Consider the following 15,104-nt stretch of genomic DNA (forward strand, 5'->3'; position numbering starts at 1 on the left):
CAGCCCGCATAAGGCAGAAGAAATCTAAGCGTACGCGTCCAGTGAAAAGGAAACCATGATGGAAGACGCAGCGCTCAGCCCGACACGGGAACAAATCCGACGCGACACATACGAGCCGCCGCGTGTGGACCAGAATACGAACCGGCGCGCATGGCGCAAGATCTCGGTCTTCGAAAACCTCTACAGCCGAGGTGAGATCGATTGGTGCCATCTGAAGGCGGCAGAGAAGCTCGAAAAGACCTGGCATGGCGCTCAGGGCGCCGACGTTCGCATGGGAACGGATGAGGGCGGTGGACATCCCGACTGCGAATATCCTCGCACCTACTATGCCCAGAAGCTCGCACAGGCCCAGCAGATGCTTCGCCCAAGGGAATGGCTGGCCTTGGTAGACATCATCATGGGGGCGTCATTGGAAGACGTCGGCAGGAAGTGGCGCTCTGTAGGGACTGCGAAGATCGCCCGGGCCCAGGGTCTTGTCCTGGTCTATGAAGGGCTCGACGTGCTGGCGGAGTTCTGGGGGCTCACCAATGAAAAAGGGCGAGCCCGGAGACCCGCCCTCTGATTTGCCTAAGCCCTGAGAGCTATCCTCAGTTGCTTGCCGACCTTGGTCAGTTGCAAGTGTGGTTCGATCTCTTGCCGCAACCGGCTCGCCGCTCCTTCGTCTATGCCCAGCAACTGAGACAGTTCCCGGTGTGAGTTGACAGAACCGCCGTTTGCTTCGATTGAATGGAAAAGGCGACAAGAGGAGTCGTGATCCTCAAGTCGCCTGGTGAGCCGTTGTTACGGGCCCATGCGTCAGTTCCTGGCGTATCCCGATCCCTGGACAGGACAAAGGAGGAAGCAAAGAAGATGACGCAGAAAAAATAACCCTGCTCTAGCGAGCATAGGGGAACGGGTGCCAAAAGGCTGCCCGTTCCCATCTTTCTACTACAAACCGGAGGACTCAGCCATGGGCACAGAGTCAATTTCAACAGCCAATTATGCTGCTGTCATCGCGGACCTGCGCGCGAAGCGGGATGAACTTGACCGCACAATCAATATGCTAGAGGCAATGGCTCAAGTTTCTTCACCTGCCGCGCCAGCGTGGAATCTCCTATGATTCCAATCTACTCCATCCGTTGGGTTTGTCAAATGGATAATTGCCAATTTTCGCGGCTCAACTCAGTGACAGAAAAGACTCTGCCTAAATTTGCCTGAACATTCCTTTGCTTGCTGCCTATTGACGTTCGGGCCCAAATCACCGAGACGTTGTGCTATGTTGTGCGTCTTGCGCGAAGAGATCGCTTTGCGACGCACGCTTTCCTGACAATCTGAATCCCCGCTCCGCTCGCGTGATCCTTCACGGGATAGCAACGACACGCGCTCTTGCACCCGAACACGCCCTGTTGGCGAGCGGAGCGGGGCTCCCCAAACCTGTAGCCGCGTCGCGCCGGGCTGCTTCCCTCGCTTAAGCGCGATGTTTTGCCGTGTCTGTCCTCCACTGCCGCGAGGTCGATGCGGAAGGCGCAGGTCCCTCATTCGTAACCAGTCCGAAACTTCACCCTTCCCCCAGGGAGATCGACGCATGGAAAACCCCTCACTTTGGAAGCTGGTCACAGCCATTCCCCGCGGTCTCGCCTTTGTGATCGTGGGCCTGGGATCGTTTCTCGCAACCCAGTGGAAGCAGTACACGCCGTTCGGCCAGATGCTGTGGGTGCTCGCGCTCATCGCCATCTCGGTTGACGCCGGTATCGCCTATCAGTTCGGCTCGACGCTCTCGGTCCTGCACGCGGCAGGCTTTGCGCTTGTCGCACTGGCGTTCTGCATCCTGCCGGACGTCTCGGCTATGGAATTCCGCAAGGGCCGCAAGACTACTGGCGGATGGATCGCGCTTGCCTGCGTTCCGCTCGGCATGGTCGCCTTCCTGACGCATCTGGGCTACTCGGCATCGATCCGCGTCGGTGACTTCCAGCAGTCAGACGTTCACAACGCCAAATACGAAGACACCCGCGATGCTGTGAAGGACGCGGAAGGCCGGATCAAGCAGTTCAGCGACCGCATTTCAGAACTCAAAGCGGCTAACCCGTGGATCACCACGGTATCGGCTGATGGTCTTAAAGCTCAGGAGCCTGCTCTTGAGGAAGCCATTGCGCAGGAATCGCGTCGCGGCGGCTGCGGTCCTAAGTGCCTTGCTCTAAAGCAGAAACTTGCTGACGTCATGGAACAGGCCGGTAAGGCTGAAGAACTCGCCTCACATGAAGCCATGCTGGTTGCTGCCCAGCGTGGCCTCGATAAGGCCCGTGCCTCGGCCCATGACGCAACCTATGTCTCATCGACGGCAGTCAACCACACCGACACCCTGTTCAAAGCCATCAGCTTCGTTCGTGGCCAGTTCACTGAGAACGTGACCATGACGGACCGTGACGTCACGAACACCGGCATCATGGGCGCATCCTCGATTGCGTTCCTCTTGCTGGCGCCGCTCTTCTACCTCGCAGCTGGCCTTAACCGGCGTCCTGGTGTCCTTGATGCCTGGATCCATGGAAAGGAAGAGCCGCAAGACATTTGGCAGCTCCAAGTCAAGCGGAATGAAGCTGCGACGGCTGGCGGCGTTCTTCGAGAGGAATACACGATCAACGATCATCGCGGCGTGAACGAGCTTGCGAGCCGCCTCACGACCAATCGTGATCGAGCTCTCGCAATCCTCAACGGGGGTGCTGCATGAACCTCAACCAGATCGACATCCGACAACTGACGCAGTTCGCGGGCAAGGTTCTTATCGGAATCGGACTGGCAATGTTCTTCTTCAATCTCAACATCGGGTTGGAGATGTTCCGCCATTCCGGTCTTGAGATCGCCGTCGCCGGCTTTCTTTTGAAAGCGATCTGACTTGGCTACTCTCCAGCTTTCGACCGCGGTCAGAAACGCTCGTCTCGACAGCATAGAAGCGACAATCGGCACGAGCCCGGTTCTGAAGATCCTGACCGGCTCGGCGCCGGCCAACTGCGCAGCGGCTGAAACCGGGACGGTCCTCGCGACGCTTGCTTTGCCATCGGATTGGATGGCGGCGGCATCGGCAGGTAGCAAGGCCAAATCCGGGACTTGGCAGGATCTCTCTGCCGATGCCACCGGAACGGCTGGGTATTTCAGGGTCTATGACAATTCCGGAGCGGTTTGCGGCATCCAGGGCGATGTGACGGCGACGGGCGGCGGTGGGGCCATGACGGTCGACAATACGTCATTCGCAGTGGGTCAGAGCTTCACGGTGACGGCGTTTTCTCTGACGGATGGCAATGCCTAATGGCGATCTCAAACCTCATCCATCAGCAAACAACGACGACAGGAACCGGACCTTATACCCTGACTTCTGTCAATGGACGGCAGACATTCAATAATGCGTTTGGAAATGGCTCGGCGACGAACCGCTTCCCGGTCTTCATGCAGAACCAAGCCGCCGCGGAATGGATGCATGCGAAAGGTCATCTCTCAGCAGCAAATACCCTTGTCATCGACACGGTCAAGGGAGGGTCAAACGGTACGAGTGCAGTCAGCTTCTCTGCCGGAACGATTGATGTAACCAGCGCGGTTCCAGCAGAGCATCTGAGTTCCGCAACGGTCAACATCGAAGCTTTTGGCGCCATTCCTGATGGAACGACGGCATGCGATACAGCGTTTGCAGCGGCCTATGCATGGCTTGGATCGTCAGGCGGTGTCATCGAGTTTGGTCCCGGTGACTATCTTTTCGGGTCGCGGATCGCTATTACGCTCCCGAACTCAAGGTATTGCCTAGGCTTAAAAGGTGCGGGTTCCAATCTCACGCGATTGGTCTGGTCAATCAGCAGTGGCGGCATTTCGCTGACGCAAGGCAATGCGCACAATTCCTTCCGTGTGGAAGGGTTTTCGATCGTCACGAAGGCAGCCAATGGGGGAACCGGTTTTGAGGCCAAAGGCAAGACGCAGGTCGCCTCCGAGCCATCACTACTTTGCGATGTTGTCTTCGCTCCAGATGACTATGCGGTCAATACGACAGGTAGCCATTATTGGTCAATTTGCATTCATCTGCAGGGTTGGGGAAACATTTCATTCTATCATTGCTACACGTATGGGCAATGGAAGGTTCCAACGAATAGCGTAACATCCGCTCTGGGACAGGGAATCCGCATCGAAGGCGATGCGACCATGACGGGAAGCGGCAGTGGCTATATCACGATCATCAACTTCTTCGATTGCTCGTTCAGCTATCACGACTACGCGGTTGTCCTCGGTGACTACTGGCAAGGAATTACGTTCAACACCTGCAATTTCAACGGACAGATCGGGACTTCCGGTATATTCCAGAGCGGTAGTACGAGCGGTGTGCTTGCTCTCCTGTGCTGCATTGGATGCCAGTTCAATACGGGAGGATCTCAGATTGATCTCTCAAACGCAGGTGTCAATAATCTCGTCCTCAATGGAAATACGATTGGCGCCTATAATACGAGCACAGTGGGAGCCGCGATCGGACCTGGCTTGAATGCCACGATCGTAGGAAACTTCTTCCTCAACTACGGTTCCAATACAGGCATCGTCGGCGCATCCGGATCCGGTTCCGGTCATGTCATTACCGGGAACATGTTCAAGGGACTGAATACGGGCGTCGTTGCGGCATCTGGGTCATCGGGATGGGTCGTTGGGCTCAATAAGTATCCATCGACAACGACAAAAACCGTGGATTCCGGATCAGCAAATTCATTCGGAACAGCGGCTGCTGGCGCCATGACAGGCGTTGTGCCCTAACTTTATCGCGAAGACATTTCAGTGATCATAGCGTCGCGATCTTCGGCGTCTTCTGCCTCTCTCATGGCAATATAGACATCGCTAACAACGCCCTGCAGATTATTAAGAGGAATAGACGAGAGAGAAATGCCGCTATGCGTGCAGCCGCCTATCAGCTTTTCAAGGCCTGCATTCAAAGCCTCTGTTCCAATTTTCCTATGAATTGATCGCATCAGTAATTTCCCCATGACATGTTCTTTAAATGACAAAGAAATTCATCAATTTTTCTAATGATGTATGGGCGTGAGGAATATAGATCGTTGGCTTTCACCAGGACGAGAATGAACGTCGCTGTTTCTGTGGGTCCATAAATCTTTTCCGCCCTCGAAACATAAGGTGCAAGGCGGCAATCAGTAATGTCCAACATGGCAGAGTACCCCTATTTCGAAAACTGATTATGCATCCTGAAATCGAACGTTTATAGGGCAAATAAATGATCGGCGCACCTATTGGTTTCGCGATTGGCGCGCCGTTGGGGGTTACAACAGGCCTAACTGCCAGCCTTAACGTCACGCTCGGAAATGCCACGCTGGCGTCTACCGGCACGCTTGCTCTTGCAGGCGAAGTCGGAATTGTCCTTGCAGACGCGGTTCTTACCTCAACCGCCGAGATCGACATCATCGGCCAGGAGGGAACGGTCCTTGAAGATTGCGTTCTCTTTGGGCGGTCGCACATAAGGCCGCGCATTCGGCTCGCCTCGGGTCGCTCTCACGGCTACCGCCGCGAAGGAACATCGAGCGGCTCACCTATCAGCCGCATAACATCGACTGGACATCAGCTTTCACGTCTTGCTTCAGGAGGGAGCACATAACCATGATGACGCCCTCCAAATACTTCGTCGGCGGCGCGATCACGCTCACGGCCCAGTTCACCGGCAGCGATGGCAACCTCGCAGACCCGACAACAGTCGTGCTGAAGCTCAAAGCCCCACATGGCAAGCTGCTCACCTACACCTATGGGACAGACGCCAACGTCTCAAAGGCATCGACCGGCAACTATGAGGCCATCGTGACGCCAGATTGTGCCGGACGCTGGTTCACCCGCTGGGAAGGCACCGATGCTCTCGGGAATGTCCTGCCCATTGAAGACTTCATCGCCGTGCAGAGGTCTCGCTTCCTGCATGGCCCAGACTGCTATTGGGATTACTTGTGACAGATCGCAAAGTTGGGCGCCCATCCAAGTACAAACCTGAGTTTGCTGAGCAGGCCAAAAAGCTTGCTGCGCATGGGTTCACTGATGAGGAAATGGCTGACTTCTTCAGCGTTGCTGTCTCAACTCTCTATAAATGGAAGGCGGAACATACAACATTTTCGGAGGCCATAAAAATAGGTGGCGCTCCTTGTGATGATCGTGTTGAGCGTTCGCTCTATCAGCGCGCCAATGGTTATACGATCAAAACTGAGAAGGTATTCAACGACAAGGGCACGATTGTCAGGGCCGATACCTACGAGCATATCCCGCCTGACACCGGTGCTGCGATCTTCTGGCTGAAGAACCGTCGTAAGGATCAGTGGCGCGACAAGACCGAGACCGGGTTTACAGACCCTGATGGTAAGCCGATGGCTCCGATGTTGAATGTCTCTCTCTCCCGAAATCAATCTTGAGCTGCATCCGAAACAGGCCTTAGCGCTTGAGACGGATGCGACAGAGGTTCTTTACGGAGGGGCGGCGGGCGGCGGCAAATCGCATCTCATGCGTGTTGCGGCTCTGTTGTGGTGCTCGGCCATCCCAGGCCTGCAGGTTTACCTGTTTCGCCGGGTTCGTGAAGACCTGATCAAGAACCATATGGAAGGCCCGAAAGGCTTTCGCTCTTTGCTGGCTCCGTGGGTTCTATGCGGCTTCGTTCGTATTGTCGATGACGAGATAAGATTCTGGAACGGATCGAAAATCTATCTCTGTCACTGCAAGGATGAGAAGGACATCTACAAGTATCAGGGCGCCGAAATCCACGTCCTGCTGCTCGATGAGCTGACGCATTTCACCGAGAGCATGTACCGCTTTCTGCGCTCTCGCGTTCGCATGGTCGGCTTGAAGGTTCGTGACGATTGGAAGCGCAGATTCCCGCGCATTCTCGCCGGCGCCAACCCTGGCAACGTCGGCCACCTTTGGGTGAAATCCACGTTCGTCGATGGCACTGAGAGTTACAGCGTTCGGGACATGAGCCCTGAAGATGGCGGCATGAAGCGCCAGTTCATCAGGGCCGTTCTCGACGACAATCCGTCGATGGCCTCCGACGACCCCGGCTATGAGATGAAGCTGCATGGTCTGGGCTCGTCAACTCTGGTCAAGGCCATGCGCTTCGGTGATTGGGACATCATCGAGGGTGCGTTCTTCGATTGCTGGTCAGGCGAGAAGCATATCGTCCGGCCATTCACGATCCCGCCAGACTGGACCAAGTTCATGTCCGGCGACTGGGGCTCGGCTAAGCCGTTCTCGTTCGGATGGTGGGCTGTTGTCGGTGATGACTTTGTCGCTGAGACAAACTTGGGAGCCAAGATCACGCTGCCCCGCGGCTGCATTGTTCGCTACCGGGAATGGTACGGCATGATGCCGGGCAAGCCCAACGTCGGTTTGAAGCTGACGGCAGATCAGGTCGCTCTCGGCCTTCTTGAGCGTGAGCCTGAGAATGAGAAGATCGACTATCGCGTGCTCGATCCGGCGGCGTTTACGCAGGACGGCGGCCCCTCCATTCATGATCGCATGCGGGACGCAGCCCATACGAAGCGCAGGCACTTGGTATTCCGTCGCGCCGACAATGCCCGTGTCTCGACCCGCGGTGCCATGGGCGGATGGGATCAGATGCGCCAGCGCCTGCAGGGGGATGAGGATGGTCGGCCAATGCTGGTGACGTTCTCGAACTGCGTGGACTTCATCCGGACAGTCCCGGCGTTGCAGCATGACCAGTCTCGGCCGGAAGATATCGACACGGATGGCGAAGACCATGCCGGAGACGAGGGCAGATATGCCTGCATGTCGCGGCCGTGGGTGAAGAAAGCGCCGACGCCGACCATGACAAAAGACAAGAGCTACAAATCACTGGCAGATAGCGAGGACGCAGGCGGATGGCGGACGTTGTAACGGCGACAGATGGAGCGGTGGCGCAAGCGCGGCCGTCCTATACGCCCGATCTCGGTCGCATGCGCAAATGGTTCACGGCTTACGAGACCAACAAGGATTTCGAGATCAAGGAGCGCCAGGAAGCGCTGGCCTATTATCACGGTATCGGACAGTGGTCGGAAGCTGAACGCAAGAAGCTGAAGAAGCGTGGCCAAGCGCCGATCTTCGACAACAGGATTGGCCGCAAGATCGATTTCCTCGTCGGCGTCGAGCAGCGCATGCGCCGCGACCCGAAAGGCTATCCCCGGACGCCGAACGATGAGCAGAGCGCGGATGTCGCCACGGCCGGCATGCGGTATGCCTGCGACATCAACCGCTGGGAGTTCATCGGTTCATCAGGCACGCATGATGGCTTGGTCGAAGGCATCGGTGTGATGTTCGTCGGCATCAAGCCATGTGCCGGTGGCCTTGAGCCTGAGATGAAGCACGTCCAGGCCGATCGCTACTTCTATGACCCGCGGTCTATGCGCCCCGACTTCGAAGATGCCAAATACATGGGCCTCTATCTGTGGATGGACATCGACGACGCCAAGGAGAAATGGCCTGCGAAGGCTGATCTGCTCGAAAGCATGATGGACAGCAGCATTGGCAATTCATTGTCGATCTCGGATCAGAACCATCAAACGGCTTGGGCCGACTTTGAACAGCGCCGAGTTCGTGTCGTCGAGTTCTGGGAAAAGCGCATGGTGCCTGCGCCGATGAGCCATCCGGCGTTGATGAATTCCACGGCCATGACGGGTAGCCGCATGGTGATGGGCTGGGCCTACTGCAACTTCGTCAATGAGGTCGATCTAGAAAGTGGCGTGTCGCCTTATATCGACGAGGAAGGCAAGCCCGATTGCCCCTATGTGGCGTGGTCGCCTTACATCGACGAGCGCGGCAATCGTTACGGTCCGATCCGCAACATGAAACCGATGCAGGACGAGATCAACCATCGACGCTCGAAGTTCCTGCACCTCAACTCGACGAAGCAGATGCACACCCGCAAAGGTGCGCTGTCGGATGTCGACGAGGCACGACGCCAGTTCGCCCGTCCAGATGGCATCATTGAGCATGACGGCGCCGAATGGGGCAAAGATGTCGGCATTATTGATCACTCGGCCGATATTCAGGGCCAGTCTGCTTTGCTTGAGCAGGCGCAGTCGGCGCTAGAGAACCTCGGTCCAAACCCAGGGCTCATCGGCAAGGGCGGCGGCATCGCAGATCAGTCTGGCCGCGCGATCCTTGCGCAGCGTGACAGCGGAATGACTGAGTTGTCCCCGGTGTTCGAGCGCAATAGAGACTGGAAGCTGCGGGTCTATCGCAAGCTCTGGGCACGCTGCAAGCAGGCATGGACGGCAGAGAAGTGGATCCGGATCACGGATGAGAACGACGCGCCGCAGTTCATCGGCCTTAACCAGTACGGCATGGACCCGCAGTCTGGCCAGATGATAAGCCAGAACGTCGTCGCCAGGATCGACGTCGACATCATCATGGAAGAAGGCCCCGACGTCATCACCATGAACGAGGAATTGCTGCAGACGCTATCGCAGCTTGGCCCGAATGCCGTTCCTCCCAAGGTGCTGATAGAACTCTCGAACGCCCCGAACAAAGATCGTCTGTTCAAGATGATCGACGAGGCAACGCAGCCAGACCCGATGGTCGCGCAGATGCAGCAGCGCATGGCACGTCTCGAACAGTTGGTACAGGCATCGACGGTCGACAAGAACGTGGCGCAGAGCGAGCTATGGCGTGCTCAGGCCGCGGCCGCCTTGATGAAAGCATCAACGCCTGAAGCACCAAAGCCTGCTGGGACAGATCCGATGGGCAATCCGTTGCCATCGGCACCGCCGCAGATGCCCAATCTGGCGATGGCCGATCAGTTCCTCAGAATGTTCCCGTTCCACTATTCACAGCCGACCATCGAACAGTTCGCGGAAGGCGCCCCCCCGCCGCAGCCGCCTGTCGATCCAGAAGACCAGCAGCAATCGCCCATGCAAGGCGCTCCTGCTCAGCCACAACTCCCGCCGCCAGGTCCGCCCGGTGGCCTACCCGTCAACCCGCAACTCGCAGGAATGTAAATGGATTACGAAGAGATGAAGCTCGAATGCCTGCGTCTTGCCGTTGGGAGCGGGGCGAAGGGCGACGAGGCCGTGACGTTAGCGACGAAGTTCTATGAGCATTGCCGCGGTCGCAATCAGAATGATCTCGTCGGCGGCGGAAAAGCTCGTGTCGTTGGCAAGAATGGCAACGTTCCCGATGCACTCAAGGATTACAAGCCGGAATAAGGCTTGCTGTAGACGTGCGTAAGACTCGCCGGCTCAAGCGGCGTATCGCGACTGTCCGCGCGTAATCGGACAGACCTCGCACCAGCCGGGCGATATCGGCTGCTTTCGTGACCAGCTACGACAAAGCGGAGAGTGACCATGACGACTGAGAAGTCGGCAGATGATGCCGTATTGACTGACGTATTCTCTTCAGGCCGCGACAGGGGAGGCAATGACGCGCCGCCCGCTGCGCCCGAAGCTACAGCTCAATCGGAAACGGTTGCCGAACCGGCAGAGCAAGCATCGGACGCTGAGCCAAAGGGGTACCGAGATCCTTCAACAGGACGTTTTGTCCCTCTCAAAGAGCTGACGACCGAGCGCGAAAAACGCCAAGCGGCGGAAAAAGCGCGTGAGGAAGAAGCTCGCCTGCGCAAGGAATCTGACGAGCGCATCGCTCAGATGGAGCGGCGTTTCCAGGAGATCGAGCGCAATCAGCGGCAGGCCCAAAACCCGCCCCAACCACAGCAGCCACCGCCTGATCCGTTTGTCGATCCGGCCGGTGCCTTGGCATTCGAACGGCAGAACTTCCAGCAAGCTCTGCTCAATCAACGTCTCAACTTCTCCGAGATGATGGCCCGCAACAAGTTCGGCGATCAGGCTGTTGACCAAGCCCTGCAAGCCGCACAGCAGGCAGGCGTCATCAACGAGCAATGGGTAGCGCGCTCGCGCGACTTCTACGGCGATCTCATGAACTGGAAGAAACGCCAGGACGTCTTGAGCCGCGTCGGCGAAGACCCGGAAGCTTACGAGAAGTCGATCGAGGAACGTGTTCGCGCCAAGGTGCTGGAAGAATTGAAGACGGGCAACAGGTCGGTGATGCCGGGACAGGCGCCAGCCGCACAGCCCCAGCCGCAGTTTCCAGGCTCGCTCGCAGATGCGACGGCGTCCGGACCGTCAGCTGGGCATCCACAAAATGACGAAGCCTTGATGGGCACCGTCTTCGGTTCAGGCCGAAAGCGAAAGTAAGCCGCGTTCGCGGGCTTCGTGATCCGCAACCCCTGATCACGAAAGATCACACACATGTCAACGACCACCGTTCTGTCAGGCTTGGAACTGACGAAATGGCGCTCGAAGTTCATCATGGAATACATCCGTGATACCGGCTTCGAGCCCTACATGGGCGACTCGGCGATGGATATCATTTCCGTCGTCAACGATCTCCAGACCGACGGCTACACGATCCGCATTCCGCTGCTCGGCAAGCTGAATGGCGCTGGCGTGACCGGCAATACGTCGCTCACCGGCAACGAACAGCAGATGGATCAGTACTACCAGGATTTGTCCTGGGAATTCCGCCGTCAGGCTGTTCTGGCGACGAAAAAGGACCGCGCCAAGTCTGCTGTCGATTTCATGGCGCAGGCTCGTCCGTCGCTCAAAGACTGGTCAACCGAGAACGTCAAATATCGGCTGATCGAAGCCTTCCACAAGATGTCGGACGGCACGCCGTTCTCGTCGGCCAATGCCACGCAGCGCAACGCTTTTGCTGCCGGCAACTCTGATCGCATCCTGTTCGGGGCCACGCGGGCAAACTATTCCGCAACGCATGCCACGGGACTGACCGCGATCGACAACACGGCGGACAAGCTCAGCACGGCGGTTGGCTCGCTGGCGAAGTTCATGGCGCGCCAGGCACGTCCAATGATCCGGCCGTTTAAGACCGGAACGCAGGGACGCGAATACTACGTCATGTTCTGCCATCCGCTCGGCTTCCGCGATTTGAAAGCCGATACGGTGATGCAACAAGCCAACCGCGACGCCCGCGCTCGTGATGTGGATAGCAACCCGCTCTTCCAGGATGGCGATCTCATCTATGACGGCGTGATCTATCGCGAAATCCCTGAGTTCTATCAGGGCAAGGACGCCGATAGCGGGCTCAATGCCGACACCACGTTCTCGAACGGCTCGATCCAATGCGGCGTGTCGTTCCTGTGTGGTGCGCAGGCGATTGGCTTCGTCAACAAACAGGCAGCTATTCCGACGTCGCGCGCCGACGACGATTACGGCTTCCTGAAGGGCGTCGGCATCGAGTTTGCCGACGGCATCGACAAGCTGCGCTGGAACAACAATCCAGGCGGCATCAACAACGGCAAGGACGTTGGCATGGTCACCGTCTATCACGCGGCCGTGGAATAAGGAGACTGACACATGGCTATCTATACGACATCGCAGTCTCGTGTGAGCGGCAAGGCCAAAGCGCAGGGATCAGCCACCCAGGAGGTTGTCATCCCGTTCATCGTGGCAGTAACCACGGGCATGATCGACAACGCGAATGACGAAGTCGGATTGGCATGGGTGCCGAAAGGCTTCGTTCCGACCGGCATCGTCTTCAATGTCACGGATATGGATACCTCGACGGGTCTCCTGTTCGACGTTGGCGACGACAGCGACGAAAATCGTTGGCTGGCGGCTGTGTCCGGCCAGGCAGCGGCGACCTTCGCTACGCTTGATCCTGCGGCTCTTCTCTACAAGTACACGGATCGCACCCTGATCAAAGCCTACGTCAACACGGCGGCGACGTCAGGTGCAGCCGGTACCATCAAGGGCGTTCTGAAGGGCCTCGTCAACGAAGAGTTCGACACCACGCCGCTTGTGGCGGCCTGATGAACCATAGAGCGGCGGGAAACTGCCGCTCTTTCTTTAGGCAACAGGAGACGAGATGAAGTTCAAATTCATCGGTGAAGAGCAGTCCGAGTTCATGGGGTTCAAATGGTATCCCGGCACGGAACATGATGTCACTGACCCGCATGCGGTCAACAAGCTTTCGAACTCGATTCTGTTTGAGAAGCTTGGTGAGAAACCCGGCCGCAAGGCCAAGCAGGTGAGCGAGAATGGCGACGACAAGAACGCCGACTGAGCTTGCGAAAAACGCACTGCTGGCTCTCAACATCATTGCCGCGGAAGAAACGCCGTCGGCGGCCGACAGCCAGTACGTCATCAACCGCTATACCGATCTCTTCGAAGAGATGATGGTGAATGATGAATTCTACTGGCCTGTCTCTGAAATCCCGGCTGCCGTGTTCGAGCCGCTCACCCAGATCATGGCGCTGATCATCATGCCGGCATTCGGAGAGCCCGTTGATCCGGACTCGATGGATGAGGGGCTGCGCATTCTCCGGCGCCGGCTGCGCCGCACGGTCAACGTCAAGTCCGACGAACTCGCAACGCATTTCGAAGACTTCTGATGGCAATCATTCCTTTCCAGCTCCCGACCGGATCGACCAAAGGCAAGTTCCTGCAGGGCGGCGCCTGCCGGCTGATCAACTGCTACGCCTCTGAGATCGGTCCAGAGGGAAAAGTTCCGCGCGCGATTTATTCCTCCGACGGCTTGCAGGGCTTCTGTCTTTTGCAAGGTGTCCCATCGACGATCGGGTGTCGCGCGGCTCTGAACCTTGACGACGTCGCTCTTTATGTCGTCGCTGGAACGGCGCTCTACAAAGTCTCGCAGAACGGCAATCAGACGCTGATCGGCTCGATGAACATCTCGACCACGGCGCCGGTGTTCATGGTGCGCAACCGCCGCGTTCCGGCCGACGTGACGATTGTCTGCGACGGCCTGATGTACAATTGCCGGAACGACGTGCTGTCCCAGGTCACGGACCCTGATCTTTCCGGTCCGACGTCGCTCGATTACAGCGACGGCTACATGCTGATTACGACGGCGCTCAGCAAGTTTCAGATCAGCGCTATAGATGATGCCACGAGCTGGGATGGATTGGATTTCGCGACGGCAGACGGAAGTCCAGATGCCCTCGTGCGCGTGATCACCTATCAGGCCTATGCCTACCTGATGGGAGCGGAGACCACAGAGGTTTGGCAGGATACCGGTGGGTCGGACTTTGCGTATTCGCGCGCCTACGTCATTCCTGTGGGCATTTTTGGTGCAGCATCGGCGCAGAAGGTCTCTGATTCAATCTTCTGGATTGGACATGACAAAACGGTCCGTCGTCTTTCTGGCGGAGATGGAGCCGTTGTGATCTCGGAACCTGACGTCGAGAACGACATTCAGGCTACAGAGGATGCTTCGACGATCAGGTCTGCGGCTTGGATCGCGAACGGCCGCATGTTTTACATGATCTCCACGCCGGATTGGACGTGGGTTTATGATACGTCCATGAAGCGCTGGCACGAGCGTCAGACCTACGGGCAGAAGAACTGGCAGGTATCCTTCGTTGTCGGGTTCGGCACCAAGATCATAGCCGGTGATGTGGCGTCCGGCGCGCTTTACGAGATGAGTGCGAAGTTCACCGACGATGCGGGCAAGCCTCTAATCTCGAGCGTCGTTCTTCCGCGCGTGCATGCCTTTCCGTATCGCCTGAGATACTATTCGCTCTATCTCGATGTTCAGAAAGGCGTCGGCGTCGGCCAGGGCGCATCGCAGGACGTTGACCCTGAGATCATGGTGGAATGGTCTGACGACGGGGGAGCGACATATAAAGGGCAACGGACGCTGAAAATCGGCCAGCAAGGCAAGCCGATGGTTCGGGTTCGTACGCATCGCCTCGGTCAAGCCGGAGAAAATGGCAGAGACTTCAGAATCTCGTGGTCGGCTAAAGTTGATCGCGCGCTCTATCAGGCTGCGGCCAACGTGCGGCAGGTCGCGGCCTAATGGGTCTGTTCGATCCGCCGCCGCCCGGCAACATGACGACGAGCACGGGAAAGATCAGTGACGCGGCCTATGCCTGGTTCCGATCGTTGGGACAGAGCCTTTCCGGGGCTGTCTCAGGTTTGTCGACTGTGCAGGGTCAAACAGAATCTGGAACGTTCTCTATCTCATTCCCAGTCAATCAAAGCTATCGGGCAAAGATCAACTCGGCTTTTGGATTTACGATCACATCGATCACGTCGCGCTGCGCAAGCGGGACGTGTACTGCGACATGGAATATCAGT

Annotated in this window: 18 protein-coding genes; 17 read left to right on the top strand and 1 reads right to left on the bottom strand. The window is 57.3% G+C overall.

Annotation, left to right across the window (positions count from 1 at the left end):
• Positions 1 to 55: 55 nt before the first annotated feature.
• The 5 genes from HYPMC_RS05605 (at position 56) to HYPMC_RS05625 (ending at position 4,755) form a co-directional block, all read left to right on the top strand.
• Positions 56 to 562, top strand: a complete 507-nt coding sequence (locus HYPMC_RS05605; RefSeq protein ID WP_041299778.1) for a hypothetical protein — start codon at positions 56 to 58, stop codon at positions 560 to 562.
• 1,002 nt (positions 563 to 1,564) lie between these two features.
• Positions 1,565 to 2,704, top strand: coding sequence for a hypothetical protein (locus HYPMC_RS05610; RefSeq protein ID WP_013946864.1), 1,140 nt, complete (start codon positions 1,565 to 1,567; stop codon positions 2,702 to 2,704).
• A complete protein-coding gene (locus HYPMC_RS05615; RefSeq protein ID WP_013946865.1) occupies positions 2,701 to 2,868 on the top strand; it encodes an ethanolamine utilization protein EutD in 168 nt (55 codons plus the stop codon). The genes HYPMC_RS05610 and HYPMC_RS05615 overlap by 4 nt, the downstream gene beginning before the upstream one ends.
• A gap of 1 nt (position 2,869) precedes the next feature.
• Positions 2,870 to 3,280, top strand: coding sequence for a hypothetical protein (locus HYPMC_RS05620; RefSeq protein ID WP_013946866.1), 411 nt, complete (start codon positions 2,870 to 2,872; stop codon positions 3,278 to 3,280).
• Positions 3,280 to 4,755, top strand: a complete 1,476-nt coding sequence (locus HYPMC_RS05625) for a hypothetical protein (protein ID WP_013946867.1) — start codon at positions 3,280 to 3,282, stop codon at positions 4,753 to 4,755. Before HYPMC_RS05620 ends, HYPMC_RS05625 begins: the two co-directional genes overlap by 1 nt.
• Before the next feature lie 2 nt (positions 4,756 to 4,757).
• On the opposite strand, the gene HYPMC_RS05630 is transcribed toward HYPMC_RS05625, so the two are convergent.
• Positions 4,758 to 4,982, bottom strand: a complete 225-nt coding sequence (locus HYPMC_RS05630; RefSeq protein ID WP_041299781.1) for a hypothetical protein — start codon at positions 4,980 to 4,982, stop codon at positions 4,758 to 4,760.
• A gap of 245 nt (positions 4,983 to 5,227) precedes the next feature.
• On the opposite strand from HYPMC_RS05630, the gene HYPMC_RS05635 reads away from it, so the two are divergent.
• From HYPMC_RS05635 to HYPMC_RS05690, 12 genes are all read left to right on the top strand, one after another.
• Entirely contained in the window at positions 5,228 to 5,605 is a 378-nt protein-coding gene (locus tag HYPMC_RS05635; protein WP_013946870.1) for a hypothetical protein, read from the top strand.
• A gap of 2 nt (positions 5,606 to 5,607) precedes the next feature.
• On the top strand, positions 5,608 to 5,946 hold the full coding sequence (locus HYPMC_RS05640) for a hypothetical protein (RefSeq protein WP_013946871.1): 339 nt from the start codon (positions 5,608 to 5,610) through the stop codon (positions 5,944 to 5,946).
• Positions 5,943 to 6,398: a helix-turn-helix domain-containing protein gene (locus HYPMC_RS05645; protein ID WP_013946872.1), complete on the top strand. Its 456-nt coding sequence runs from the start codon at positions 5,943 to 5,945 to the stop codon at positions 6,396 to 6,398. The genes HYPMC_RS05640 and HYPMC_RS05645 overlap by 4 nt, the downstream gene beginning before the upstream one ends.
• The gene (locus HYPMC_RS05650) at positions 6,370 to 7,872 is read left to right on the top strand and encodes a phage terminase large subunit (RefSeq protein WP_013946873.1); all 1,503 of its coding nucleotides are present in this window, start codon (positions 6,370 to 6,372) and stop codon (positions 7,870 to 7,872) included. Before HYPMC_RS05645 ends, HYPMC_RS05650 begins: the two co-directional genes overlap by 29 nt.
• Positions 7,857 to 9,971, top strand: a complete 2,115-nt coding sequence (locus tag HYPMC_RS05655; RefSeq protein WP_013946874.1) for a hypothetical protein — start codon at positions 7,857 to 7,859, stop codon at positions 9,969 to 9,971. The genes HYPMC_RS05650 and HYPMC_RS05655 overlap by 16 nt, the downstream gene beginning before the upstream one ends.
• The gene (locus tag HYPMC_RS05660) at positions 9,972 to 10,178 is read left to right on the top strand and encodes a hypothetical protein (RefSeq protein WP_013946875.1); all 207 of its coding nucleotides are present in this window, start codon (positions 9,972 to 9,974) and stop codon (positions 10,176 to 10,178) included.
• A 138-nt stretch (positions 10,179 to 10,316) separates the two neighbouring features.
• Complete coding sequence (locus tag HYPMC_RS05665; protein ID WP_013946876.1) at positions 10,317 to 11,183, top strand: hypothetical protein; 867 nt, start codon at positions 10,317 to 10,319, stop codon at positions 11,181 to 11,183.
• Between the two features lie 54 nt (positions 11,184 to 11,237).
• Positions 11,238 to 12,350 carry a DUF4043 family protein gene (locus HYPMC_RS05670; RefSeq protein WP_013946877.1) on the top strand — a complete coding sequence of 371 codons (1,113 nt, stop codon included), beginning with the start codon at positions 11,238 to 11,240 and terminating at the stop codon, positions 12,348 to 12,350.
• 12 nt (positions 12,351 to 12,362) lie between these two features.
• Positions 12,363 to 12,818, top strand: coding sequence for a hypothetical protein (locus tag HYPMC_RS05675; protein WP_013946878.1), 456 nt, complete (start codon positions 12,363 to 12,365; stop codon positions 12,816 to 12,818).
• A 55-nt stretch (positions 12,819 to 12,873) separates the two neighbouring features.
• A complete protein-coding gene (locus HYPMC_RS05680) occupies positions 12,874 to 13,071 on the top strand; it encodes a hypothetical protein (RefSeq protein WP_013946879.1) in 198 nt (65 codons plus the stop codon).
• Complete coding sequence (locus tag HYPMC_RS05685) at positions 13,046 to 13,399, top strand: hypothetical protein (protein WP_013946880.1); 354 nt, start codon at positions 13,046 to 13,048, stop codon at positions 13,397 to 13,399. The genes HYPMC_RS05680 and HYPMC_RS05685 overlap by 26 nt, the downstream gene beginning before the upstream one ends.
• Positions 13,399 to 14,823 carry a hypothetical protein gene (locus HYPMC_RS05690; RefSeq protein WP_013946881.1) on the top strand — a complete coding sequence of 475 codons (1,425 nt, stop codon included), beginning with the start codon at positions 13,399 to 13,401 and terminating at the stop codon, positions 14,821 to 14,823. The genes HYPMC_RS05685 and HYPMC_RS05690 overlap by 1 nt, the downstream gene beginning before the upstream one ends.
• The last annotated feature ends 281 nt before the right edge of the window (positions 14,824 to 15,104 follow it).

Origin of the sequence: Hyphomicrobium sp. MC1 (genome assembly GCF_000253295.1) — a bacterium.
Lineage (GTDB): Bacteria > Pseudomonadota > Alphaproteobacteria > Rhizobiales > Hyphomicrobiaceae > Hyphomicrobium_B.

Coding starts and splice junctions, on each gene's coding strand:
- HYPMC_RS05605 (WP_041299778.1), top strand. CDS start 56: ATGATGGAAGACGCAGCGCTCAGCCCGACACGGGAACAAATCCGACGC.
- HYPMC_RS05610 (WP_013946864.1), top strand. CDS start 1,565: ATGGAAAACCCCTCACTTTGGAAGCTGGTCACAGCCATTCCCCGCGGT.
- HYPMC_RS05615 (WP_013946865.1), top strand. CDS start 2,701: ATGAACCTCAACCAGATCGACATCCGACAACTGACGCAGTTCGCGGGC.
- HYPMC_RS05625 (WP_013946867.1), top strand. CDS start 3,280: ATGGCGATCTCAAACCTCATCCATCAGCAAACAACGACGACAGGAACC.
- HYPMC_RS05630 (WP_041299781.1), bottom strand. CDS start 4,982: ATGGGGAAATTACTGATGCGATCAATTCATAGGAAAATTGGAACAGAG.
- HYPMC_RS05635 (WP_013946870.1), top strand. CDS start 5,228: ATGATCGGCGCACCTATTGGTTTCGCGATTGGCGCGCCGTTGGGGGTT.
- HYPMC_RS05640 (WP_013946871.1), top strand. CDS start 5,608: ATGATGACGCCCTCCAAATACTTCGTCGGCGGCGCGATCACGCTCACG.
- HYPMC_RS05650 (WP_013946873.1), top strand. CDS start 6,370: ATGTCTCTCTCTCCCGAAATCAATCTTGAGCTGCATCCGAAACAGGCC.
- HYPMC_RS05655 (WP_013946874.1), top strand. CDS start 7,857: ATGGCGGACGTTGTAACGGCGACAGATGGAGCGGTGGCGCAAGCGCGG.
- HYPMC_RS05660 (WP_013946875.1), top strand. CDS start 9,972: ATGGATTACGAAGAGATGAAGCTCGAATGCCTGCGTCTTGCCGTTGGG.
- HYPMC_RS05665 (WP_013946876.1), top strand. CDS start 10,317: ATGACGACTGAGAAGTCGGCAGATGATGCCGTATTGACTGACGTATTC.
- HYPMC_RS05670 (WP_013946877.1), top strand. CDS start 11,238: ATGTCAACGACCACCGTTCTGTCAGGCTTGGAACTGACGAAATGGCGC.
- HYPMC_RS05675 (WP_013946878.1), top strand. CDS start 12,363: ATGGCTATCTATACGACATCGCAGTCTCGTGTGAGCGGCAAGGCCAAA.
- HYPMC_RS05680 (WP_013946879.1), top strand. CDS start 12,874: ATGAAGTTCAAATTCATCGGTGAAGAGCAGTCCGAGTTCATGGGGTTC.
- HYPMC_RS05685 (WP_013946880.1), top strand. CDS start 13,046: ATGGCGACGACAAGAACGCCGACTGAGCTTGCGAAAAACGCACTGCTG.
- HYPMC_RS05690 (WP_013946881.1), top strand. CDS start 13,399: ATGGCAATCATTCCTTTCCAGCTCCCGACCGGATCGACCAAAGGCAAG.